Below are 22,465 nucleotides of genomic sequence, written 5' to 3' on the forward strand. Positions count from 1 at the left end.
ATCATGGGTTTTGATCTGACATTGCATGATTTATGCAATAAACGTCAATCTTATTTCGATGCTGTATTACACAATTTGGAAGAATTGATCGATACGTAAGAAAGGAACGCAAAGCAATAAGCCTATTATAGTCAAACTATCGTAAAGAACAAGAGGTTAAAGAAACATTCGAGGTTCTTGGCTCCCTTTTCTTAACAAACACAAATATCCAAAACAGAGACAACCTGCACTTTAGCTATTTCTTACTTAATTCTTCTATCATTAATTTAACATCTTTAAAACAGATAGTCACTGTTGTTCCATTTTTATTTTCGATACAAAAGTCACCCTGAATTTGTTGAGTGAGTCCACGCATCAGGTTCATGCCAAAAGATTTTTTTTTATCACCCTTATTGTCGGGCATGCCTATTCCGTCATCAATTATTTTCAGGATATACACCTCGTTATTATCCTGTTGCATTACAATCTTAATTCGTCCGGTGTTTCTCCCTTGAAATGCATATTTAATGGCGTTTGTTATTGCTTCATTAAGGATAAGGCCGACCGGAACTGCTTGTGAAATATCTAATTGAAAAGAAGGAGTATGGAGTTCAAAAATAATAAAATCTCCATCACTAAAACTATCTTTCAAATAGCCTACCAATTCAGGAATATAGCTGGACATATCAATGTACGCTAAGTTATCAGATTGGTAAAGCTTTATGTGAATTAAGGACATTGCCTGCATACGACGCTGACTATTCACTATTGCATCAAGCGCAAATCCTGTTTCCAGATAGGACGACTGGATATTTAGTAAACTCATCGTAATTTGAAGATTATTTTTTACCCGGTGGTGAATTTCTCGCAGTAACCACTCTTTCTCTTTCAACAACGTAGATTGTTTTTCACTCAGATAGACCAAGTCCTCATTCTTCTTATTAATTTCCTCTTGCTGAACCTGTAAAGAAAGATGCTGGGCTTCTAAAAAGCGATTGTTACGCTTTTTTAATCTAAACCGATTATAAAGTATTGCTATCACAAGTAATAACAATCCCGAAGCCGCAATTATCCAATTCCGGATTATACGTTCCTGCCGGAAACTGATTTTTTGTAATTGAGTTTGCCTGGTAAGGAGTTTTATATTTTTAGTTTTGAACCGAATATCTCTATCTTTTTTATCTGCTTCGAATTGTATTTCCAGCAGTGAGGCTTGCTTTCTGTTTTTTTCACTCATTAAAGAGTCGCTCAAAAACATGTAGCGCTGTAAATGCCGAACTGCCGAAAACATCTTCCCGGCAGCTGAATCCGCCTTGAAAAGATTCAGATCGTCATTGTCGTCTATTGGTACGGACACTTTGAGTGTTGTTCGATACTTTATATGTGCAGCTATAAATGGATATGTTTTCTCAAATTGATTCGTTGCCTGATAATATGCGATGATACCAGAGAACAGCTTGACATACACATTTTGTTCAATGTCCTTTAAAGCGATAAATTGCTTTACCTCCTTAAAATAGATTTCAGCGGATTTATAATCTTTTTTTTGGATATAAGCTCTAAGTAATAATGTGGCAACCCGCGCTTTCCCTGAATTGTCTTCTTGAAAAACTTTAAATGATTTTACGCTATTGATTATCGGGATGGCTTCAGCAGCATTCTTGCTTTTTAGCATACTCCCTCCAAGGTTCAGCGAAATTTGAACTATTCCTACCGAATCTTTCATTTTGTAAGCCTGGTGCAACGCTTTTTTTTGATATTCAACAGCCTTTTGCCAATTGTCTGCAAATGAATAGGTAAGGCCTGCTCGGTTATAAATAGTACTTAACAATGTGCCTGATTCGCCATTGGTCTCTGCCGTTTGAACTGCTAGCAAATTGTATTTTAAGGCTTCATTGATATTGCCTAGATGAAGGTAATCGTAAGCGATTAAATCATAAGTAGCCTGGAGCTTTTTATAGCCGATCGACTTAAAAATTATCAAAGAATGATTAAGATCTTTTAAAGCATCGTCATATCGAGAACTCCATATCTCAAGATCTCCCAAATAAGTTAGCAGTATAGCTGCACGTTCTTTTTGGCCAGACTTAAACAGCATATGTATTGCCTTTTGAAAATAGCTAATCCTTTTCACTATTTGGTCGTCATTATTAGACAAACCATCTCCGATTATATTGAATCCGTCAGCCTGGCCTGCAAAATCGTTTATTTTGGCAAAGACTTTTATGGCCTGTAAAGCGGTTTTGAATGACTGATCGTTTCTTTTCCTCTGTCTCAAAATCAGCGCGTAAATAAGAAGTTCATTGCCTTGTCCACGCAAATAATTGAGCTTGTATGCGAGATGCCCGCCTTGTTTCATCATTCTTTCGGAACTATCGACTTCAGCCTTCGTTACATCTGACTTCATAATCAAATCCTTACTGCTTTTGAGCAGCAATAACACTTGATTGGTATCAGTTTGAATGTGATTAGTGTTTGGAGTAGCTCGATCTAACTCAATAAAGGATTGACACGATGCATTATAAGTAGTAATAAGAATAAAAAACAATACGGCAACGGCGATATATAAACCTGGTTTCATGATCAGATACTGCGAAATAAAAATTAAGATTATAGTCTTAAATTATCGCTCGCAATGCCAACGTTATGCCATACACCAATATCTTGTTTACCAATAATTTACTAAGAAAGAGCAGGCTTCCTGTTGCCCTATATCGTAAATAAACATTTTTTATCCGAAATAAAGTATCCTCAAGCGCTGGATGTCAAGTATGTTAATCTTGATTAGGATAACAACCTCACCTAGCCCATTTCATTAAGTTATGAATGACGACACTGATCTATTATCTTGTTTTCAGCTGATTTATTTTCTTGAAAACCGCAACATGCAGAAATATTAAAACAACAGGAGCGAAAGCCGCAAAATACGAGAATGGGAACAGGTCGATTTCCCGAATACCTAGCTCTCCCGGACCAAGGTTGCTTTTTAAGATGATGACGGCGATAATTAGTAAATTAACCACGTCAAAAATTCCTATTATGCTCCAGGCATAAACCACGGGAATTCTCCAGGATTTCCCTTTCGTATATATCATGGCAACGGGATATGCCAGCACTGCGGTAATAATATCGCCCAGTCCGGCAGAAAAAGCAAATCCGGCGGGAAGAAGGTTATAAAAATATAGGAGGATGAAATATATACCTATTATACGGAACACATGTAAAGTGATCAGGGATTCCAGTGTTATCGCCCGCAATAAGTCTTTGTAAAGTCCTGTGTTTCCTACGATCCCGAACAAAATAATCGCTAAGGGAAAGCCGGCACATATTATACCCATAGGCGGTATCGTATCCTTATCCAGAATACCAAGCAGGGCAAGTGCTGAAGCGTAAATAAAAAAGGCTGTAAAAAACACGATGATGACCAATTGAATGCGATTGGATTTACCCAATGACATACCTGCGTTGATGGCAGCTTGCCTGAAGCGCCTGGCAAAAAAACCGTGAGTAATAAAAAAACCAATGATAAATGAAACGATTGCCCATAAAGGCATACTTGATACATAATGTGACATGTCGTATTGATTAAATTAAGTTATAAATTGAAGTTTAAAAAGCCGGACTCAACTTGCCAAATGGCAAGAAATTAAAAAAGGTAAATTTTGAATATTTGTATCTGACGCTGTATAAATATGATGTATGAATTAATAATTAACTCCTTGCCAGTTCGATGATATCCCGCCCTTTGAATATTTTTTGGCTGTAACCGTAACGACCGACCTTTATCATTGCTAATGCCAGTTCGTTTAAGGAACAAAACCAATCAGGAAATATCAACCGACCAAAAGGAAAAAGCCAGGAAAGAAATTTATAAAAGGGGTGAGTGTTTTTTGCGCCTTTAATTGGCAAGAGCAAACCAGGACGGAAGCAGTAAACATCGCGAAATCCAACCTTCATCAGATCATTTTCAGTTTTACCTTTTACCCTAGCCCACATGGTACTACCTTTTTCAGTACTGTCCGTCGCCGCTCCAGACACATAGCAAAAAGTCATATCGCAATTAACCTCATAAAGAATCCTGGCGAACTTCAAGGTTAGATTATACGTAATATCATTATACAGTTCTTCGGTTTTTCCAACTGAGGTTGTGCCTAAACAAAAAAAACAGCTATCGTAGTCTTTCAATGAAGCCTTTACCGTTGAAATATCAGACAAGTCACTGTGCAAAATTTCAATCATTTTAGGATGTGAAAAGCCAACTGTGTGCCTGTTAATTACAAGTACGCTGTCAATATTATGATCATCAAGGGTTATTTGGAGGACTCCTTCCCCAACCATTCCGGTTGAGCCGGTTATAATGACTTTTAACTTTGATCTTTTCATAATAATTGTAATACGACCTATACCATACACTTTTATTGCCAAAACATAACTATTTGTTTATAAGTGCGTTATATTTTAAACTTAATTTAATAATACTTTATTTCGAAAATAAGCAACTCTTGAAACGCTATTTAGTGGAATAGGCTGAATCCCGTTATTGTGAGAATGCAGTACTACTAAATTACTAGGTTCTTTGTAGGCAAATATTTTCTGTGAATCATTCGGCATTTTTTAGGGCAAAAGTTTTGAGTTAGCATTGATGATGGGTTACTATTGGTGAGCGATTATCGTCTTCATTTAGCGAAATCGAAACGGACTATTAATTGTAATGCAGGTTCCATAAAGACACTTAACTTCATAAGCTTGAAATGTTAGAATGCTACAAGTAAGATCACTGCCTTGAGCAAGAGATGCTAGCAATCCTTAATCTCTTGGAATAAAAGTCATCAGGACCCCTAAAGCAGCACTTGCTTCCGATACACTCAGGAGAATAAAAAGGAAGGCCACTACAGTTAACAATAATTAACACTGATTATTAATAAGTTAACAACTCGGTGGCATCAAATAGGATAATTTTGTCCAACAAAAAATTAAAAAAATAATTATCATGAAAACAGCTATCCATACCATTGCCGCCATCATATTTCTAATGATCTTAGCAAGTCACCCATCCTTTGCAAGGAATGAAAATAACCATAATAAAAAGTTGATCAGTTTGCCTGGGGTTAGTAGAGTGAACAAAATTGAAGCTAGGGGAAAGATTGACCTCTATATCATGTACGGAGATAGTGATAAAGTAGAAGTAAATGAATGCTATTATCAGCAGAATGCTTTGGTTCAGGTCGAAAAAGGAATATTACGAATCACGTCCTATAATGATGAAAGAATCAAGGTTTGGGTGACGGTAAATGATTTGAGAAACTTACTAGCCTATGATGAAGTATACATTCTATCTATAGGACGATTATCGACGCTTGATCTTACCATTGAACTTAACGACCAGGCTTACGCAAAATTGAATATCGATTGCTTTACGACAGATATAAGGTTGGATGATAATTCCAAAGCTGATCTTGAAGGATTTGCGATGAACAGCAATTTACTTGTCAACTATTCGGCAACAGCAAACATTACGAACTTTATAGCAGATACCTTTAACCACAAACGCATTGCTGCTGCTGAAAGGTTTGCCGTCCGATTTCTGGCAAGTACCGAACTTTCACCCGAATTGATAAAGTTGTGAACATCATAATGGCTGATTTATAGATCAGCGGCGACAGCTTGCAAAATAATATAAAGCTCGTGGTACTAACTTTCAGCAACTCAAGAAACCTAGCCTTAGACTATCAACTACATTATGTAAGATTATAAGTGTATATCGAGTGCATTGCTTATTAATATCATTGAGAAATGGAATAATACACAGAAAAAGCCTTTAGATACCAAATCCAATTACAGAGCCACCAACCAAAATTGGCTGGTGGCCCTATACTCAAATTAATTTAGGCAACATATAATTAGCAATTATGGGCGAAAACATGGGTTGTACTTTACACGTCTTCACCCTATGCTTTTCCCGTATCAGGTTTATGACCGCTTCCTGCACTTCATCAACTATTGACCAATCTTTTGCAATGTAAATATCCGTTGTCTTATGGCCATTATCTACGTGATTTAGCGCAAGTGCAATATCGTCTTTGGATTTGCGACATGTGTTTCTTGCCAAAGTGCCGAAAGAGTGTCGAGCCCAGTAGAACGTAATATCAGGAATTTTGGTTTGCAGTTGCAATTCCCGCATCCCAATACTAATTGCTTTATTTAGATTGCCAATAGACGCATAGCGGCCATTCAGGACGCCGTCATATTTGGCGAGCAGCTTCTTTGCCTCCTTGGGTATCTTAATGCTGATAAACGCTCCGTCTTTGCGCCTATCAGACGTTTTAGATCGTTTGTACTCGATCCTACCGTTATTGATAGAATAGTTTGCCTTATACAAGTCAATTGCGTTAATTCCGCACAGGTAAAACGATAGCATGAAAAGATCCCTCGCCATCTCGCGCCGCGACTCAGGCTTCACGATGGCCTGCTTTATAGTAATAATTTTTGCACTCTCAACATTTCGCTTTTTCGTTTCTGGAGCATCGACTATAGTGAAATCGGTAAAAGGGTTGAATTTAATCGGAACAACGCCAATCGAAGGCTTGTTATGATGAGCAACTGCCGCCGAGAACAGGCCACTGAAATCCCTTAGATATACGTGCACCGATGCATCCCCCAAAGGTTTTCCTTTTTGCACATATTCTCTGCCTAGCCTGTCGATACGATGCATCATCCGCTCATTCCGCAGGAAAACTTCAAATTTCTTAAGAAAATCCGGGGTAATCCGCTCGATAGGAAGACTCTTAGCCCGCCCTGTGAAATCAACAATCAGGTTACGAACCGTATTGAAGTTTGCTGCAGTCTTATCTTTTGATAAAGCTTTTAATTGATTAATGTACGATTCGCAAAATTGAAGGAAATCAATCTTTTGTTCCTTCTTAAGTAGGAACTCTTTTATTTCCGCCGCCGTTATGCGTTCGACCATTTCCTCATGGTCACAGATAATCCGCCGATAGCCATCAAGCGACCTATTGACACAAGTCAAGATGAACTGATCTTTGATCGTTCGATCCTTCTTTAAATGTTTGTCGGTTACATAATGCTCCGTGTCAATAAAGACGCGGTCACGTTTGTGGGTAATACAAATTTTTACATTGTAGGTACCATCCGCTTTTTTGTGATGTTTTAGAATTTTTGCACTTACAGTGGCCATTTTAAATAAATTGGCACAAATAGGACTGTTACACAACTGTTACACCTATTTGTGAAGTTCAACAAAAATTTCTGCTTAATTGGAAATTCTTCGGATGATATAGAGCACTGGAAATAGTGGACCATTTGTGGCTGCTAAACCGGCGAAAACTGCGTTTCTACGCAATTTAAGCAGTTTTCAGGTAAAAAAAAAGCCTCACGGACATGTGAGGCTTTTTGCTCCTGAGGCTGGGCTCGAACCAGCGACCCTCTGATTAACAGTCAGATGCTCTAACCGGCTGAGCTACTCAGGAATCTAATCCGGTTTGGAGTGGGGCAAAGGTAAAAACTCATCTGATATTTCACAATTTTTATTTAAAAAACTTTAAAATATTTTTCACTTACTTTTTTACTTGCTGATTTCCTGACATTTAAAATTCCATTACATACTATAAGCTCTTTAATACCTGGCAGATTCCCCTGTAAATCTTGTTCATTCTTATGTCCGGTTTACAAAATCTGCCTGAATAATATTTTTACTGATGAAAATTGGCATTACAAATGGATATCAATGAATGATTATCCCTTAATTTTCACAATATTTGCGGCGAAAAAATATAAATATCTTTACATGAGTTTGTTAGTTATTGGCACTGTGGCGTTTGATGCCATTGAAACCCCTTTTGGTAAAACCGATAAAATAGTAGGCGGCTCTGCAACTTTCGCGAGTTTAGGCGCTTCTTACTTTTATGATAAAATAAAAATTGTTGCTGTTGTTGGCGATGATTTCCCACAGCACGAAATCGAAGACCTTCAAAAGCATAATGTTAATACCGAAGGCCTGCAGATAAAACAGGGCGAAAAATCTTTTTTTTGGAGCGGCCGTTACCATAACGACATGAACAGCCGCGATACCCTCGTGACTGAGCTTAACGTACTGGAAGCTTTTGATCCCATTATTCCTGACAGCTACCAGGATTGCGAATACCTGATGCTGGGCAACCTTTCACCGCAGGTACAGCAAACGGTTATTAATCGCCTTAAAAACCGCCCTAAGCTCATTGTAATGGACACCATGAACTTTTGGATGGACATTGCCATTGACGAGCTATTGAAAACCATACAAATGGTTGATGTGTTAACCATCAATGATGCTGAGGCACGTCAGCTATCGGGTGAATTTTCACTGGTTAAAGCTGCCCGTAAAATATTAACCATGGGCCCCAAATACCTCATCATCAAAAAAGGTGAACATGGTGCATTATTGTTTCATGAAGATAAAATCTTTAGCGCCCCTGCCCTTCCGTTGGCCGAAGTATTTGACCCAACAGGCGCAGGCGATACTTTTGCAGGTGGCTTTATTGGCTATATGGCTAAAGTGGGTACCGTTAACTTTAACAATATGAAAAACGCCATCATCTTTGGTTCAGCACTGGCCTCATTCTGCGTTGAAAAATTTGGTTCAGAAAGATTAAGAAACCTTAGCGAAGAAGAGATAGCTAACCGTATACAAGAGTTTGTAGGACTGGCTAAATTTGAATTGTAAAAAGCCCTCCTAACTCCCCCCAAAGAGAGGACTTTTAAAAAACAAGCCCCGCTTAGTTATCTATGCGGGGCTTAGTTTTCCTACTGTTTTAAACTTTTCAAATACCGTTTCTGTATGCGGGGCATCGGCAAGTTCATCTGTAAGGTCCTGGCCCGCCCAGTGTTCGTAGTGTTTTCCATTGCGCCATAAGCGGCTTTCAGTTACATCATAAATATCGCCTTTGTAAGCCACCCAGATCTGTGGCTTATCCTGACCGTTTCGTAAGGCCAGTTGTGATTTAGTATATATGGGCAGCTCACTCATTTGCTTAATTTCCGCTGTTTAAAATACTCAAAGAAACCAATATTCATCAGCAATAAAGTCATCAGGTAAAAATGATCCTCAAACGGGATAGTACCAATGCGTTTCCCTATGTTTTCGGCATTATTATACATCACAATTGGTATGGAGGTTAATATGCCATTCACTACATAAAACGGCAAAAGCGCTACAAAATATGCCAGGTAATACCGGTTTAGCCAATCTGCCTTAAAAACGTATTGAATCAATAGTACCAACACCAGTAATAAACTAAAGGTAACGGCCGTATAAAGCCTGTCGTGATAAAATATCAGCATTAGGATACTAAGTAATACTACCATGCTGCTTATAATGCTGGTAAGCCTAAAAGGCATTAGCCATTTAACATAGTAATTGAGGCAGGCATAAATAAATATACAGGCAAATGGTACGGTTAAAAAGAACAGCATTTCCTCAATGGGTAACCCGAAAAATTTCAAACCGACAATATATGCCGGGTTAAACGACCATACACCCTTAATGGTAAAAAGCACATCCCAAAATAAAAAAAACAAACCTGTAACGGTCATGCCTGGCCATATAAATTTCCAGCTTTTGTGAAAAGCCACCCTTTTATCAAACGAAAGCACCACGGGAAAAAATACCGTTAGCAGGTTGATCAGAAAATAGGTGTATCTCACGTAAGTTCGGTTAAATGTTTATTAAGGATTTGAGTTTGAGCAGGTGTACATCTTTTGGAATGGAGCAGAAATTTAATGATTGCTATGGTCAGTTCCTTATCTGCCGAGCCGTAGTTCTTTTTATCCAGTTGCGCTATAATAGCTTCACTATCGGTAGCAAGGTCTTTGTTGAAACCTAAAATAGAGGGCACGTTATGTTCTATAGAAAAGCGCATGAACCGGATCTCGATATTATGCGGATCGGCCGTCACCGCCTGTTTAAATACCTTTTCTGACCTGTTAAGATATTTTATTTTAGAATAAGGATTCCAGGCATGCTTGGCTTTTAAAGCAAGTAACGCGCCTATAAAGCCATTCACAATACCACTTTTTTCTTTAATATGATCGAGGCTGCTATATAACGAATCGGTGATTTTGCTTTTATCAATAGCGATCACCATTTGCTTACGCAATACTTTCAGATTAGGTTCATCGGCCTTAACCGGTTGAAATAAGAATATCAGCGCCAATACATTGGCTACAAAAAAAATCTTCCTGGACATTAAATAACGTTTAATTTTTGCTGCAGTACAGCCTTGATGTACAAACTCATTTTGCGGACATCAGAAATCCGGACACGTTTCTGCAGTATTATATTGGCCGGGGTATAACTTATTTTCTTAAACAGCTGCAGATAGTAAATATACGCAATGTAAACCCCAAGCCTGGTACCAACCGGCAAACGTTTTATTCCCTCAAAGGCTTCGTCAAAATCATGCTTGATTTCGGCCTCGATGGCCAATTTATCCTGTTCGGTAAAGTTGTTAAAATCAATCCCCGGAAAATAAGTGCGTCCGCGTTCAGTATAGTCGGCCTTAACATCCCGCAAAAAGTTCACTTTCTGAAATGCCGCCCCGAGGCTTCGTGCCTTAGGAATCAAAGACTGGTATAAAACATCATCGCTGGTAAACACCCGTAAACACATTAAACCAATAACCTCTGCCGAGCCGTAGATATATGTTTGGTAACTATCCTGATCGTAAGCTTTATTATCCAGGTCCATTTCCATTGATCGCAAAAAAGCTTTGATCAGTTCATGCTCGATGCCATACTGATTAACCACCTGCTGAAAAGAATGGATCACCGGATTAGTACTTATCCCCTCTTTAATAGCCTTAAAAGTTTCCTCTTTAAACCTGCATATCAGTTGCTGCTGGTCATAATTATGAAAAGTATCAACAATTTCATCGGCATAACGCACAAAACCATAGATGGCATAAATAGGATACCGGAAACTTTTATCGAAAGTTTTAATGCCGAGACTAAAGGATGTACTGTATTTTTTAGTTATCAGTTTACTACATTCAAAACATGCTTCATCGTACAGGTTCATCATCGGCACTCGCGTGGTCATTTGTTCAAAAGTACAAATTCAAAGCGGTATTGTTTTTTTATGGGCCTAAAACAATTTGCTTACTTTAGGCTTCACATTAAACATGAGCAGCAGCAAGCATATTATTGTTATTGGTTCGGGCTTTGCGGGTTTATCGGCGGCCTGTGTTTTGGCCAAAGAAGGATATAAAGTTACTATACTGGAGAAAAACGATCAGGCCGGTGGCCGAGCCCGGGTTTGGGAACAGGACGGCTTCCGGTTTGATATGGGGCCAAGCTGGTATTGGATGCCCGATGTGTTTGAAAACTTCTTCGCGCTGTTCGGTAAAAAAACTGCTGATTATTATCAACTAAAAAGGCTTGATCCCGGCTATCGGATTTATTACAGCCAAAACGAGATACTTGATGTACCTGCAAACATGGCCGAACTCGAAGCCCTGTTTGAACAAACAGAGCCTGGCAGCAGCAAAGCATTAAAAGAGTTTTTAGCCCAGGCGGAGTATAAATATAAAGTTGGTATGGGCGAATACGTTTTCCGCCCCTCCCACTCCATCACTGAGTTTATTGATTTTAACCTCATCAAAAAAAGCTTAAGTATTCAGCTGCTTACAAGTATGAGCAGTCACGTACGCAAGTATTTTAAAAACCCAAAACTGGTTAAATTGCTCGAGTTTCCGGTATTGTTTTTAGGTGCTACCCCACAGAATACCCCGGCCATGTACAGCATGATGAACTATGCCGATCTTTCGCTGGGAACCTGGTACCCCATGGGCGGTATGAACGAGATAGTAAAAGCCATGGTCAGTTTGGCAACGGAACTTGGGGTTGAAATAAAATTGAACACTGAGGTCACCAAAATTGAAGTAAAAGATAAACAGGTTGATAACATACAAACCACCCGGGGCGTATTTACTGCCGATCTTGTAATTGCCGGGGCCGACTATGAACACGTTGATCAGCATTTACTTGATGGCCCCCATCGCAACTACACAAGTAAGTACTGGGATAGCCGTACCATGTCGCCATCAAGTTTGCTTTTTTATATCGGCACCAATAAAAAAGCGCCGGGTATACAGCATCATAATTTATTTTTTGATGAGGATTTTGAGCTGCATGCCAAAGAAATTTACACTACACCGCAATGGCCAACGGATCCATTGTTCTACGTTTGCTGCGCATCAAAAACAGACAGCACCGTTGCTCCCGAGGACGGAGAAAACCTGTTTTTCCTGATGCCGATAGCTCCGGGATTAAATGATGACGAAACCATCCGCGAAAAATATTTCAACCTGATGATGGACAGGTTTGCCCACATCACCGGCCAGGACATCCGTAATTCAATAGTGGTAAAGCGCAGCTATGCGTTAAATGATTTTAAGGCCGACTATCATTCATTTAAAGGCAACGCCTACGGATTAGCAAACACACTTGCCCAAACCGCATTTTTTAAACCTGCAATGCGGGCCAAACATATCAGCAACCTGTTGTATACCGGCCAGCTCACTGTGCCGGGGCCTGGTGTGCCGCCGGCTATTATATCCGGGCAGGTAGTGGCGGCAGAGGCGATGAAGAAGCTGGCGCAGTAGGAAACACCCATACAAAACAGCAATGTCATAAACATGACGTAAACAAGTCGGCAGTTAATATCTTTATACAGCTATACTTTTGTTCAGCAAAATATATAAAATATGAAAACCTATAACCCCGGAAAAAAGATCAAGGAACTGCGTAACCGTAAAGGATTAAGCCAGGAAGAATTAGCCGAACAAGCACACCTAAGTTTAAGAACCGTACAACGAATAGAAAACGGTGAAACGGAAGCCAGGGCCTATACCCTTAAAAGACTGGCAGCTGCGCTAAATATTACCCCGGAAGATTTAACAGAATCACCTTACGAATCAACAGAAATTTTGAATAATGATAGCAGAAACTTCTTGCTGCAATTCAATTTATCAGCCTTAAGCTTCATAATATTTCCGCTGTTAGGAATAGCTTTGCCACTGGCTTTATGGTTATCAAATAGAAAAAAATTAAAGGATATAGATAAACCTTGTAAACGGCTTATCAACTTTCAAATTTCATGGAGCCTGTTTATCGCAGTAACAATAATTATGCTTTTTAATCATGAATTTTTTCATATCCCCTCATCTATATTGAACCTTGGCGCGGGCGAAATTATATTGTTGAGTATGCCGTTATTTTATGCTGTAAACTTTATTTATATCATTTTTAACAGCGTACTGGTATATAACACCAGGCAAATATTTTACCAGCCGGCTGTACCTTTCTTAAGATAAACCGAGTTCGTTAACAACAACCAGTATCTAAACAAAAAACCCGCCTCATGGGGCGGGTTTCCTATTATATGTATATATGATGGAGTTTAATTAATTCTCGGCGTAAACGGGTTTGGCGATGCCGTTATCATATGCCTTAAGGTTTTTCTTAAGCAGCTTACGTGCTACGTGTATGCGGGTTTTTACAGTACCGATCGGAATTTCCAGATGATCGGCAATTTCATGGTATTTATGGCCTTCAAAATACATGGTAAAGGGTACATAATAATCTTCAGGAAGCCTGTCTAAAGCTTTTTTAATATCATCCATTACAAACTTGGCTTCGCCCTGGTTTTTTGTTGAGCTGAATACCAGGTTCGGTGATGAAATTTCATCACTTTTGGTAACGAAGGTGCTCATTTTAACAAAACGGCGATAGTTGTTGATGAATGTGTTTTTCATGATGGTATATAACCATCCTTTTAAATTAGTGCCTTCCTTAAACTTGTTATAGTAAGTTATGGCCTTCAACATTGTATCCTGGACAAGGTCGTTAGCATCGTCTGCGTCGTGCGTGAAATGTAAAGCGTATGATCTTAAAGAAGTCGCCTGACGTAGTACAAGGGTGTTAAACTCAATCTTTGTCATTTTGTTAAAGTTTTGTGTTAACAATTAGACAAGCATGATGCCATTAACCTAAAGCGCTTTGTAAAAACTACATATTTGAACATTAGTATTGAAATCCAACCATTGTGTATTTTTTACACTTTAGTTACAATTACTATACTGAAAGACAGAAAGTTATGAATTTACCACACAAGAAAACAAACTTATTCAGGGGCAATTTGTAACAGGAATGTTATTTAGAACAAATTTTATTTAAAATGAAAATTCACTTTAAATAAACTTATTTAACTAATAATATTAACCTCCCGTTGTAGTGTAACGCCAAATTTAGTGTACACACTGTCTATGATTTGCGACGAAAAATCATACACCTCCTGTCCGGTAGCGCCTCCATGGTTCACTAATACCAGGGCCTGATTCTTCCATGTTCCTGTGTGGCCAGCAGTTTTCCCCTTCCAGCCGCACTGTTCAATGAGCCAACCGGCGGCCAGTTTTACGCCACCATCAGCAGCAGGATAGTTCACCACATCAGGAAATTTAGCCTGAACTGTTGCAAATTCTTCGGCACTGATCACCGGGTTTTTGAAAAAGCTACCGGCATTACCGATGGTTGAAGGATCGGGCAGTTTAGATACCCGGATATGCGCCACCACTTGCGATACATCTTTTATAGTAGGGTTTACAATGCCCCTGTTTTGCAGCTCCTGCCCTATTGCACCGTACTGGATATTCAGATTAGGAATAAGCGATAAATGGAATTTTACCGATACTATAATATACAGCCCTTTCAATTCCGCTTTGAACACACTTTCGCGATAGCCGAATTTACAATCTTCTTTGCTGAATGATTTGAAAGTACCGGTCGCTATTTCAAAAGCACGGCAGCTGTGAAACACATCTTTCAGTTCCACCCCGTAAGCGCCTATGTTTTGGATGGGCGATGCCCCTACAGAACCCGGAATGAGGCTCAGGTTTTCGATACCGGCATAACCGTGGTCAACACAATAGTTTACCAGGCCGTTCCATACCTCACCGCCGCCAACTTCTACATAAACATCATCATGACTAATGCGGTGCTCGATACCCCGGATATTCATACGGATCACCAGCCCGTCAAAATCGCTAACCATTAACATATTGCTGCCGCCGCCGAGTACCAGTCGCTCAGTTTGCTGCCATTGCGGATCGGCAAACAGCTCTGTTAGCTCATCTTCATGGGCTATTTCTACAAAGTAGCGGGCGCGGGTATCAATACCGAAAGTGTTAAAGTTTTTGAGGGATACGTTTTCCTGTATTTGCAGCATGGTTTTTTGATGTCGGATGTTCGGTGTAAAAGTAACCAAAAGATAAGGATTGTCTGAACCGGGATTTTAGAACGATTTTTGGGATGGGCAGGATTTTCTTTTGTCTGAACCTGAATTTTTAGAATTAAGAAATGACCAGAATTTTAGAACGATAAGCAAATTCCATAAATTCTTTAATTCTAAAAATTCAGGTTCAGACAACATCATACAGGAAAAATCCAATAAAATCTCAAAAATCCCGCAAAATCCCGGTTCAGAAAAATAGCCAACCACTCACCTAATCAACCACTCACCACCACCCAACCGTTAAAATTTGTTAAATATTTTCCAAATCTCTTGCAAATACGAAATTCATCGTAGATATTTGTACGAAGGAATTCGTAATAGAGAAACAGATGGAAATTAAAGCAACAGAAAGCGAACTTGAAATTTTACAGGTAATTTGGAAAAAGGGCCAATGCACCGTACGTGAAGTTCATGAGGAGCTTGCTAAAAACAAGGATGCCGGCTACACCACTACCTTAAAACTCATGCAAATTATGCACGAAAAGGGAATGGTTGAGCGCGACACCACTTCAAAAACACATTTATACAAAGCTTTATTCACAATGGAGCAGGCGCAAAGCAACGCTTTGGATAAAATCTTGTCTACTGTATTTAAAGGCTCTACATCCGATTTAGTGATCCAGGCGCTTGGCCAGCACCGCGCATCAAAAGACGAGATTGACGCTATTAAAAACTTTTTGAATCAATTTGATCAGGATAAAAAATAAACGTTATGGAAAACTTATTCTATAATATAAGCCAGGTGTTAGGCGTAACCATTTTACAATCGTTATGGCAGGGATTGCTCATATGGTTTGCTTTAAGATTAGTGTTCATTTGCGTGCCGCAATTATCGGCCATTAAAAAGCATAATTGGGCTATGGGCGCTATGCTTACTTTAAGTGCCTGGTTTATATACACGTTTATCCATCAGTTCAGGCTGCATGAGTGGATCAATTACACATCTGCCAATGCACCATCTTTATTACCACGTTTCTACCTGCCGCTGCACGAAGTAGCAGCCAGACCGCAAAGTAGCTATTACGAATACTTTATAAAAGGCTATCTGCCCTATATATCGGCCCTTTACTTTGCGGGATTGGTTTTTAACCTGCTTAAGGTAAGCTTAGGCTGGCAAAGGATCAGCCTGATAAAACGTACCATGGTACCTGCCGACAGGCTGCAGGACTTTGCCGATGAGCTTTGCCAAAAGTTAGGCATTACTAAAAATGTGTGGGTAAACTTTAGCCGTATGGTTGACGCCCCTTGCATGATTGGCTTTTTAAGCCCCATTATTTTGTTGCCGATAACCCTTACTACATACTTATCGGCTACCGAGGTTGAAGCCATTTTACTGCACGAGCTATCGCACATTAAGCGTAACGATTACCTGCTTAACCTGGTGCAGCAATTTATTTCCATACTATTATTCTTTAATCCCTTTGCCCAATTAATTAACCGCATTATTAACCAGGAACGTGAAAACAGTTGCGACGACCTTGTTGTGCAAACTACGCAGCAACCGCTCATCTATGCGCACGCCCTCCTTAAACTGGAGCAAACCAGGCAGCAGCATTTACAGCTGGCCCTGGCTGCTAACGGCAAAAAATATCATTTATTAAACAGAATTGAACGCATCATGAAAACAAAGAAACCTATAGGCAATATCCGCCACCTGCTTGTGGCCATTGCCATAATGGCTGCGGGCGTTAGCAGCATTGCCTGGCTAAACCCCACTATAAAAGATGGCAAGCTAACTGTTAAAAAAGTAACTGCTCCCGCTGCCTTACACGCCATATTTGTGGATGACACCGTACGTAAGGCAAAAGCCAAAAAAACTGCAACCTATAAAAAGAAAAACCAGGCCGAAATTGTTAAAGCCAAACAACGTCACAATGATTTTAACTACGACGGTTTTAACGATGCCGAATTGGAAAAATTAAGTGCCGACGTAAGCAAACAAGGCGAGCTGATCGGTAAATACTATGCCAGCGACTCCTTCAAAAAGCAACAGGAAATGATTGAAGCCAAAAGCAAGGCATTGCAGGCCTATTATAACACCGATGGCATGGAGAAAATGAAGCTGGAAATGCAAAAAATGGGTGAAGATTTCCAAAAGGAATACGGCGAAACCCCTGAAAGTAAAAGAACCAGCGAACAAATGGGCGAGATAGGCCGCAAGATTGGTGCCTATTACAGCAGCCCTGAGTTCAAAAGAATGAACTCGGAGCTGGAGAAAAAATATGGTATCCCGCATGACCGCGGCTATCATGGTTATAATGATGATAGAGATCCTAACTACAAAAAATACCAGGACGAGCTGCAAAGCAAAATCCCTGATGATGTAAAGAAGCAAACAGAACTGTTGAAAACCCTGGGTCAAAAAATTCGCAGCCGTTATGATTCGCCGGAGTTTATTGCCAAAAGAGAGCGCATGCAGGCCATGGGCGACAGCATCAGGATAGCCTACAACAATCCTGATATGAAAAAACTACAGGAGGATATGAGGCACATTGGCGAACAAATGCGAGGTTTCCAAAATAGCCCTGAAATTAAAGCGGCCCAGCAACGCCTTAAAGAAGCCAGCAAGAAACTGCAGGACTATATGAAAAGTCCGGCGTTTAAACAAAAAATGAAATTGTACCGCGATAAAATGGATAAAGACTTTGATTATAAGCTTGATGCCGACGATCTCGAGGATGTAAAAACCGACACAGCTACTAACTGATGTTAAGTCAGAAGTCTTAAGCCTAAAGTCTTGAGTCGTGCTTCGACTTTGAACTTTGGACTTAAGACTTTCGACTTACATCAACAAAGACTAAATAAATTAGCAAACAGTATTAAAAAATATTTTTTAAAGAGCCTTAATTTGTAATTTAGTGTCCTCAATAAAATGAGGACACTTTTTTTATGCTTCAAAAGCTAACCATTAATAATTACGCGCTTATTGATAACCTGGAGATAGGTTTTGATAGCGGCCTGAACATATTAACCGGTGAAACCGGTGCAGGTAAATCAATCATATTGGGTGCCCTTTCGCTTATTTTGGGTCAACGGGCCGAAAGCAAATATTTTTTCAATCAGCAAAAGAAATGCGTTATTGAAGGGACGTTCAAGATCAGCGGCTTTCATCTGGCCGATTTTTTTGAAGAGAACGATCTGGATTACGAAACAGAAACCGTGCTGCGCCGCGAAATTTCTGCCGATGGTAAATCCCGTGCTTTTGTGAACGATACCCCGGTTAACCTTACCGCGCTGAAACAGTTGGGCGAAAAACTCATCGATATTCATTCGCAGCATGCCACATTGGAGATCAACGATCCGGAGTTTCAGTTATTGGTGGTTGATTCGGTTGCTCGTCATTCTGATTTGCTGTTCGATTATCAAACCAAATTCCGCGCTTACAAAAAGTCGTTAAGTAAGCTTAACCAACTGATTGCCGAAAGCGATAAAGCCAAGGCCGACCTGGATTACTTCCAGTTTCAGTTTGATGAATTGGAGAAAGGCGCTTTAGTTGCCGATGAGCAGGAACATTTGGAACTGGAGCTAAACACGCTTAACAATGCTGAAGAAATTAAGCGAAACCTTTTAAACGCTAATTATCTTTTACAGGATGGCGAGGCTGCCGCATTGATTCAGTTAAAAGAAGCGGGACAAGCATTAGGTTCGATAGAAAAATACAACCCCGCTGTTGCCGAGCTGCACCAGCGCATCAACAGTGCAATCATCGAACTGAAAGACGTTGCCGCAGAAATTGAAGGCATCGAAGAGCATACTTTTATCGACGAAGCCCGCGCCGAAGAGGTGAACACGCGACTGAGCATGATCTACAACCTGCAAAAAAAACACAGGGTAAGCACCAATGCCGAACTATTACAGATCCAGGATGAGCTATCTGAAAAGATCCAGCAGGCCTTGTTTAGCGATGAAGCCATCGAGAAACTGCAAAAACAAATAGCTGCCGATAAAGCCGAGCTGGAAAAACTGGCAGCGCAATTATCGGTCAATCGCAAAAAAGCTATTCCTGATATTGAAAAACAGGTGCTGGCTACCCTCGCTGAGATGGGCATGGCAAGTTCAAGCTTAGAAATTGAACAGCACCCAACGCCTCCCCCACCTAAAATGGGTACTGCTGAGCAAGCTCCTTTGCTTACGGCTACGGGAGTTGATAACATACGTTTCCTGTTTTCGGCTAATAAAGGGCACGCTTTAGCGGAGATGAGTAAAGTAGCATCAGGAGGTGAGCTTTCACGATTAATGCTGAGCATTAAATCTATCGTGGCACAGTACACTGCTTTACCTACTATTATATTTGATGAGATTGACACAGGTGTATCTGGCGAGGTGGCTAACAAGGTTGGAGTGATCATGGAGCGATTAGCTCAAAACCTGCAGGTGATCACCATTACGCACTTACCTCAAATTGCCAGCAAAGGCAAAAGCCATTACTTTGTTTATAAAGATGATAGCGAGGCAGCTACTTTTACGCGCATTAAACAGTTAAACAATGATGAACGTGTATTGGAAATTGCCAAAATGCTGAGCGGCGATAAGCCGGGTGAAAGTGCGCTGCAAAACGCGAGGGAATTGCTGAGTGTTTAATTTAATTAATCATTCTAACCTAAACCTTAATGAGATTATTGTTATTTACCGTACTGCTTCTGGTTTCGCTCAAATTATCGGCACAAAAAAACAAGCCAGATACGGTTATAAAACGCGATACCATTAATTTGCGGGGGTACATTTATGACAGAATGGGTAAGCCCATTAGGCACATCGGTTTAGAATCAACCAACCCCTGGATGGAAGCACCTTCATGGCACGTTGGGGCTACCACTGATAGTAGCGGCTATTTCGAGTTAAAAGGAGCTAAGTTTAATGATACATTAACTTTTGAAAAAAGCATATTGTACAATACCGTACCTGTTTATAATAAAGGCAGCAGGTATATGATCATTTACCTTGCCTCATTGCCCCCTATAGATATAACTGACAAAAAACCTATTGCCATTACCGCTGTACGTAAGCGCCGGAAAGTAACGCCATCATTTGATGTAGTTTATAGTACAGCTAATATCGATAAATTTAGTTTTCAAGCGCCCCCTAAATTTGAAGGCGGAAACGAACATTTTATTGAGCTGATAAAACAGCAGCTGCATTATCCCCCAAAAGCCATCGATAACAATATTGAGGGTATGGTAACGGTGGGGTTCCTGGTTGAACGGGATGGCACACCGGTTAATTTTAAAATACTGAAAGGCATAGGTTACGGCTGCGAAGAAACTCTGATCAACATCATAAAATCCCTTCACCACTGGCGACCGGCCATTGAAAGCGGCCGGCCAGTTGTGGCAGCACAAACTGTTTCGGTTGAATTTAAACTAACTGATAAATAATTATAACTTTGCTTCAATTATAAAAACTTAACAAATGGCTTATAATTTATTAAAAGGTAAAAAAGGCATCATTTTCGGTGCACTAAATGAGCAATCAATAGCCTGGAAAGTGGCACAACGCGCTGTACAGGAAGGTGCTGAAATTGTATTATCAAATGCCCCTATTGCTTTACGCATGGGCGAACTCAATAAACTGGCCGAAGAATGCAACGCGCCTGTTATTGGTGCCGATGTTACCAATGGCGATGATATCAACAATCTTTTCACTAAAACGCTTGAGCATTTTGGCGGTAAGGTTGACTTCATCCTGCACTCGATAGGTATGAGCGTTAACGTGCGCAAAAACATTCCTTACTTTGAAAACAACTACGATTTTACCCACAAAGGGTTTGATATATCTGCATTAAGTCTTCACCGCATTTTGCAGGCTGCCATGAAACATGATGCCATTAATGAATGGGGATCAGTATTAGCATTAAGCTATATCGCTGCTCAGCGTTATTTCCCTGGCTATAATGACATGGCCGATAACAAAGCTGTATTGGAAAGCATTGCCCGTAACTTTGGTTATGAGTATGGCATGGCTAAAAAAGTACGTGTTAATACTATCTCTCAATCGCCAACCCGCACTACCGCAGGTTCAGGTGTGAAAGGTTTTGACGGCTTTATTGAGTTTGCTGAAAAAATGAGTCCGCTGGGTAATGCTGATGCTGATCAATGCGCTGATTACTGCGTAACCATGTTTAGCGACCTGACTAAAATGGTAACTATGCAAAACTTATTCCATGATGGTGGCTTCTCATTCACCGGCGTAACCCAGGCGGTTATTGACCAGATGGGCAAGTAATCTTAAAATATATTTAAACAAAAAAGGAGCCTTGCAAATGCAAGGCTCCTTTTTTGTTAGTAAGGTTGAATTATGGCACCAACACAATTTTAAGTTTTAATGGGCCGGGAATGTTTTGACCTGTAGGCACGCTTCCATCAGCATTTTGAGCGTCTATATACAGCGTCCCCTTGGTGTATACAAACCTATAGCTTACACCACCATATACATCAGGCAATTGTTCATATGTCCCATTATCTTCCAAATACACCAAAACAGCCCCATGATTATTATAGTAATCAGTAATTTCAGGCACGGCTAAGGTTGTAGTATAACCATGAATACTATTGGGATCATTAGTGTTGTCAAGCACAAAAGCCGGAGTAGTATCAAAAATAGTAGTAGCGCTTGGGCTGGTGGTTACATACTCCTTTTTACACGATGTTGCGGCAAGTACAATAGTGCAGCAAATTAAAGTCAAGATTTTTTTCATAAAGTATTGCGTTAGTTATTATAACTGTATGAACAGATTTTTGTTCAAAGGTTTAAACGTTTTTTAAATTATTTTATTTCGGATCCTGATTTCTGAAGATTTTCACACCGCCATATTAATGTCCCCTCAGGGTCTTTCGCAGATTTAAGTTAACCCACAAAGTTCACCAACCTAAAATTTTAATAGGAGGCACCTACGGAGCCAAAAAATGCGCTCTTTTAAGGCTATAAACACGTGGCCCCGCTGGGGCCGGCGAGGTTTTATAACATAATCAGGTATTAATTAAGGGTGCTTAAGGCCAGGTGCACCAGAGGTGCAAAAAGTTTGTAGCATAAAAAAGTATAGAAATACCCTTTGCCCCAGAGGGTCAAAACAAAACACCTTGCTGATTAAACGACAAAACAATTTTGTGGGTTAACTTAAACTCGCAGAGGCCCCTGAGGCTCGCC

The 22,465-nt window shown here is 40.0% G+C and carries 20 protein-coding genes and 1 tRNA gene; 9 read left to right on the forward strand and 12 right to left on the reverse strand.

Annotated elements, in window-relative coordinates:
* Positions 1-235: 235 nt before the first annotated feature.
* From AC1DUD_RS29750 to AC1DUD_RS29760, 3 genes are all read right to left on the reverse strand, one after another.
* Positions 236-2,560, reverse strand: a complete 2,325-nt coding sequence (locus tag AC1DUD_RS29750) for a tetratricopeptide repeat-containing sensor histidine kinase (protein ID WP_454801444.1) — start codon at positions 2,558-2,560, stop codon at positions 236-238.
* A gap of 262 nt (positions 2,561-2,822) precedes the next feature.
* Positions 2,823-3,554 carry a hypothetical protein gene (locus AC1DUD_RS29755; protein ID WP_477381352.1) on the reverse strand — a complete coding sequence of 244 codons (732 nt, stop codon included), beginning with the start codon at positions 3,552-3,554 and terminating at the stop codon, positions 2,823-2,825.
* Positions 3,555-3,690: 136 nt separating this feature from the next.
* Entirely contained in the window at positions 3,691-4,362 is a 672-nt protein-coding gene (locus AC1DUD_RS29760) for a Rossmann-fold NAD(P)-binding domain-containing protein (protein WP_477381354.1), read from the reverse strand.
* Between the two features lie 607 nt (positions 4,363-4,969).
* On the opposite strand from AC1DUD_RS29760, the gene AC1DUD_RS29765 reads away from it, so the two are divergent.
* A complete protein-coding gene (locus AC1DUD_RS29765) occupies positions 4,970-5,605 on the forward strand; it encodes a GIN domain-containing protein (protein ID WP_477381356.1) in 636 nt (211 codons plus the stop codon).
* A gap of 249 nt (positions 5,606-5,854) precedes the next feature.
* On the opposite strand, the gene AC1DUD_RS29770 is transcribed toward AC1DUD_RS29765, so the two are convergent.
* Both AC1DUD_RS29770 and AC1DUD_RS29775 read right to left on the reverse strand, forming a co-directional pair.
* A complete protein-coding gene (locus AC1DUD_RS29770) occupies positions 5,855-7,174 on the reverse strand; it encodes a site-specific integrase (protein ID WP_477381358.1) in 1,320 nt (439 codons plus the stop codon).
* 218 nt (positions 7,175-7,392) lie between these two features.
* Positions 7,393-7,466 (reverse strand) — tRNA-Asn (locus tag AC1DUD_RS29775).
* A gap of 317 nt (positions 7,467-7,783) precedes the next feature.
* Between AC1DUD_RS29775 and AC1DUD_RS29780 the strand changes: the two genes are divergently transcribed.
* Positions 7,784-8,698: a PfkB family carbohydrate kinase gene (locus AC1DUD_RS29780; RefSeq protein WP_477381360.1), complete on the forward strand. Its 915-nt coding sequence runs from the start codon at positions 7,784-7,786 to the stop codon at positions 8,696-8,698.
* Between the two features lie 60 nt (positions 8,699-8,758).
* On the opposite strand, the gene AC1DUD_RS29785 is transcribed toward AC1DUD_RS29780, so the two are convergent.
* From AC1DUD_RS29785 to AC1DUD_RS29800, 4 genes are read right to left on the reverse strand one after another with little or no spacing between them, the layout of a single operon-like run.
* On the reverse strand, positions 8,759-9,001 hold the full coding sequence (locus AC1DUD_RS29785; protein WP_477381362.1) for a cytochrome b5 domain-containing protein: 243 nt from the start codon (positions 8,999-9,001) through the stop codon (positions 8,759-8,761).
* Complete coding sequence (locus tag AC1DUD_RS29790) at positions 8,998-9,678, reverse strand: lycopene cyclase domain-containing protein (RefSeq protein ID WP_477381364.1); 681 nt, start codon at positions 9,676-9,678, stop codon at positions 8,998-9,000. The genes AC1DUD_RS29785 and AC1DUD_RS29790 overlap by 4 nt, the downstream gene beginning before the upstream one ends.
* Complete coding sequence (locus AC1DUD_RS29795) at positions 9,675-10,220, reverse strand: hypothetical protein (RefSeq protein WP_477381366.1); 546 nt, start codon at positions 10,218-10,220, stop codon at positions 9,675-9,677. Before AC1DUD_RS29795 ends, AC1DUD_RS29790 begins: the two co-directional genes overlap by 4 nt.
* Positions 10,220-11,071, reverse strand: a complete 852-nt coding sequence (locus AC1DUD_RS29800) for a phytoene/squalene synthase family protein (RefSeq protein ID WP_477381368.1) — start codon at positions 11,069-11,071, stop codon at positions 10,220-10,222. The genes AC1DUD_RS29795 and AC1DUD_RS29800 overlap by 1 nt, the downstream gene beginning before the upstream one ends.
* Before the next feature lie 82 nt (positions 11,072-11,153).
* On the opposite strand from AC1DUD_RS29800, the gene AC1DUD_RS29805 reads away from it, so the two are divergent.
* Complete coding sequence (locus AC1DUD_RS29805) at positions 11,154-12,635, forward strand: phytoene desaturase family protein (protein WP_477381370.1); 1,482 nt, start codon at positions 11,154-11,156, stop codon at positions 12,633-12,635.
* A gap of 102 nt (positions 12,636-12,737) precedes the next feature.
* A complete protein-coding gene (locus AC1DUD_RS29810; protein WP_477381372.1) occupies positions 12,738-13,346 on the forward strand; it encodes a helix-turn-helix domain-containing protein in 609 nt (202 codons plus the stop codon).
* 90 nt (positions 13,347-13,436) lie between these two features.
* Here the strand turns inward: AC1DUD_RS29810 and AC1DUD_RS29815 are convergent, their stop codons facing one another.
* Both AC1DUD_RS29815 and murB read right to left on the reverse strand, forming a co-directional pair.
* Positions 13,437-13,973, reverse strand: coding sequence for an RNA polymerase sigma factor (locus AC1DUD_RS29815; protein ID WP_477381374.1), 537 nt, complete (start codon positions 13,971-13,973; stop codon positions 13,437-13,439).
* A gap of 263 nt (positions 13,974-14,236) precedes the next feature.
* Positions 14,237-15,256, reverse strand: a complete 1,020-nt coding sequence (gene murB / locus AC1DUD_RS29820; RefSeq protein ID WP_477381376.1) for a UDP-N-acetylmuramate dehydrogenase — start codon at positions 15,254-15,256, stop codon at positions 14,237-14,239.
* Positions 15,257-15,651: 395 nt separating this feature from the next.
* On the opposite strand from murB, the gene AC1DUD_RS29825 reads away from it, so the two are divergent.
* The 5 genes from AC1DUD_RS29825 to AC1DUD_RS29845 all read left to right on the forward strand — a co-directional run bounded on the left by AC1DUD_RS29825 (position 15,652) and on the right by AC1DUD_RS29845 (position 21,544).
* Positions 15,652-16,029 carry a BlaI/MecI/CopY family transcriptional regulator gene (locus AC1DUD_RS29825; protein WP_477381378.1) on the forward strand — a complete coding sequence of 126 codons (378 nt, stop codon included), beginning with the start codon at positions 15,652-15,654 and terminating at the stop codon, positions 16,027-16,029.
* Positions 16,030-16,034: 5 nt separating this feature from the next.
* Positions 16,035-18,029, forward strand: coding sequence for a M56 family metallopeptidase (locus tag AC1DUD_RS29830; protein ID WP_477381380.1), 1,995 nt, complete (start codon positions 16,035-16,037; stop codon positions 18,027-18,029).
* A 182-nt stretch (positions 18,030-18,211) separates the two neighbouring features.
* Positions 18,212-19,903, forward strand: a complete 1,692-nt coding sequence (gene recN / locus AC1DUD_RS29835) for a DNA repair protein RecN (protein ID WP_477381382.1) — start codon at positions 18,212-18,214, stop codon at positions 19,901-19,903.
* Between the two features lie 29 nt (positions 19,904-19,932).
* The gene (locus AC1DUD_RS29840) at positions 19,933-20,697 is read left to right on the forward strand and encodes an energy transducer TonB (RefSeq protein WP_477381384.1); all 765 of its coding nucleotides are present in this window, start codon (positions 19,933-19,935) and stop codon (positions 20,695-20,697) included.
* A gap of 34 nt (positions 20,698-20,731) precedes the next feature.
* Positions 20,732-21,544, forward strand: a complete 813-nt coding sequence (locus AC1DUD_RS29845; RefSeq protein WP_477381386.1) for an enoyl-ACP reductase FabI — start codon at positions 20,732-20,734, stop codon at positions 21,542-21,544.
* Positions 21,545-21,614: 70 nt separating this feature from the next.
* Here AC1DUD_RS29845 and AC1DUD_RS29850 read toward each other — a convergent pair whose 3' ends face one another.
* Positions 21,615-22,016, reverse strand: coding sequence for a hypothetical protein (locus AC1DUD_RS29850; protein WP_477381388.1), 402 nt, complete (start codon positions 22,014-22,016; stop codon positions 21,615-21,617).
* Between the last annotated feature and the right edge of the window lie 449 nt (positions 22,017-22,465).

Source organism: Mucilaginibacter sp. P4_A11, assembly GCF_056402535.1.

Bases quoted from the DNA above. Each gene is read 5' to 3' on its own strand.
- AC1DUD_RS29750 (WP_454801444.1), bottom strand. From the start codon at position 2,560: ATGAAACCAGGTTTATATATCGCCGTTGCCGTATTGTTTTTTATTCTT.
- AC1DUD_RS29755 (WP_477381352.1), bottom strand. From the start codon at position 3,554: ATGTCACATTATGTATCAAGTATGCCTTTATGGGCAATCGTTTCATTT.
- AC1DUD_RS29760 (WP_477381354.1), bottom strand. From the start codon at position 4,362: ATGAAAAGATCAAAGTTAAAAGTCATTATAACCGGCTCAACCGGAATG.
- AC1DUD_RS29765 (WP_477381356.1), top strand. From the start codon at position 4,970: ATGAAAACAGCTATCCATACCATTGCCGCCATCATATTTCTAATGATC.
- AC1DUD_RS29770 (WP_477381358.1), bottom strand. From the start codon at position 7,174: ATGGCCACTGTAAGTGCAAAAATTCTAAAACATCACAAAAAAGCGGAT.
- AC1DUD_RS29780 (WP_477381360.1), top strand. From the start codon at position 7,784: ATGAGTTTGTTAGTTATTGGCACTGTGGCGTTTGATGCCATTGAAACC.
- AC1DUD_RS29785 (WP_477381362.1), bottom strand. From the start codon at position 9,001: ATGAGTGAGCTGCCCATATATACTAAATCACAACTGGCCTTACGAAAC.
- AC1DUD_RS29795 (WP_477381366.1), bottom strand. From the start codon at position 10,220: ATGTCCAGGAAGATTTTTTTTGTAGCCAATGTATTGGCGCTGATATTC.
- AC1DUD_RS29800 (WP_477381368.1), bottom strand. From the start codon at position 11,071: ATGACCACGCGAGTGCCGATGATGAACCTGTACGATGAAGCATGTTTT.
- AC1DUD_RS29805 (WP_477381370.1), top strand. From the start codon at position 11,154: ATGAGCAGCAGCAAGCATATTATTGTTATTGGTTCGGGCTTTGCGGGT.
- AC1DUD_RS29810 (WP_477381372.1), top strand. From the start codon at position 12,738: ATGAAAACCTATAACCCCGGAAAAAAGATCAAGGAACTGCGTAACCGT.
- AC1DUD_RS29815 (WP_477381374.1), bottom strand. From the start codon at position 13,973: ATGACAAAGATTGAGTTTAACACCCTTGTACTACGTCAGGCGACTTCT.
- murB (WP_477381376.1), bottom strand. From the start codon at position 15,256: ATGCTGCAAATACAGGAAAACGTATCCCTCAAAAACTTTAACACTTTC.
- AC1DUD_RS29825 (WP_477381378.1), top strand. From the start codon at position 15,652: ATGGAAATTAAAGCAACAGAAAGCGAACTTGAAATTTTACAGGTAATT.
- AC1DUD_RS29830 (WP_477381380.1), top strand. From the start codon at position 16,035: ATGGAAAACTTATTCTATAATATAAGCCAGGTGTTAGGCGTAACCATT.
- recN (WP_477381382.1), top strand. From the start codon at position 18,212: ATGCTTCAAAAGCTAACCATTAATAATTACGCGCTTATTGATAACCTG.
- AC1DUD_RS29840 (WP_477381384.1), top strand. From the start codon at position 19,933: ATGAGATTATTGTTATTTACCGTACTGCTTCTGGTTTCGCTCAAATTA.
- AC1DUD_RS29845 (WP_477381386.1), top strand. From the start codon at position 20,732: ATGGCTTATAATTTATTAAAAGGTAAAAAAGGCATCATTTTCGGTGCA.
- AC1DUD_RS29850 (WP_477381388.1), bottom strand. From the start codon at position 22,016: ATGAAAAAAATCTTGACTTTAATTTGCTGCACTATTGTACTTGCCGCA.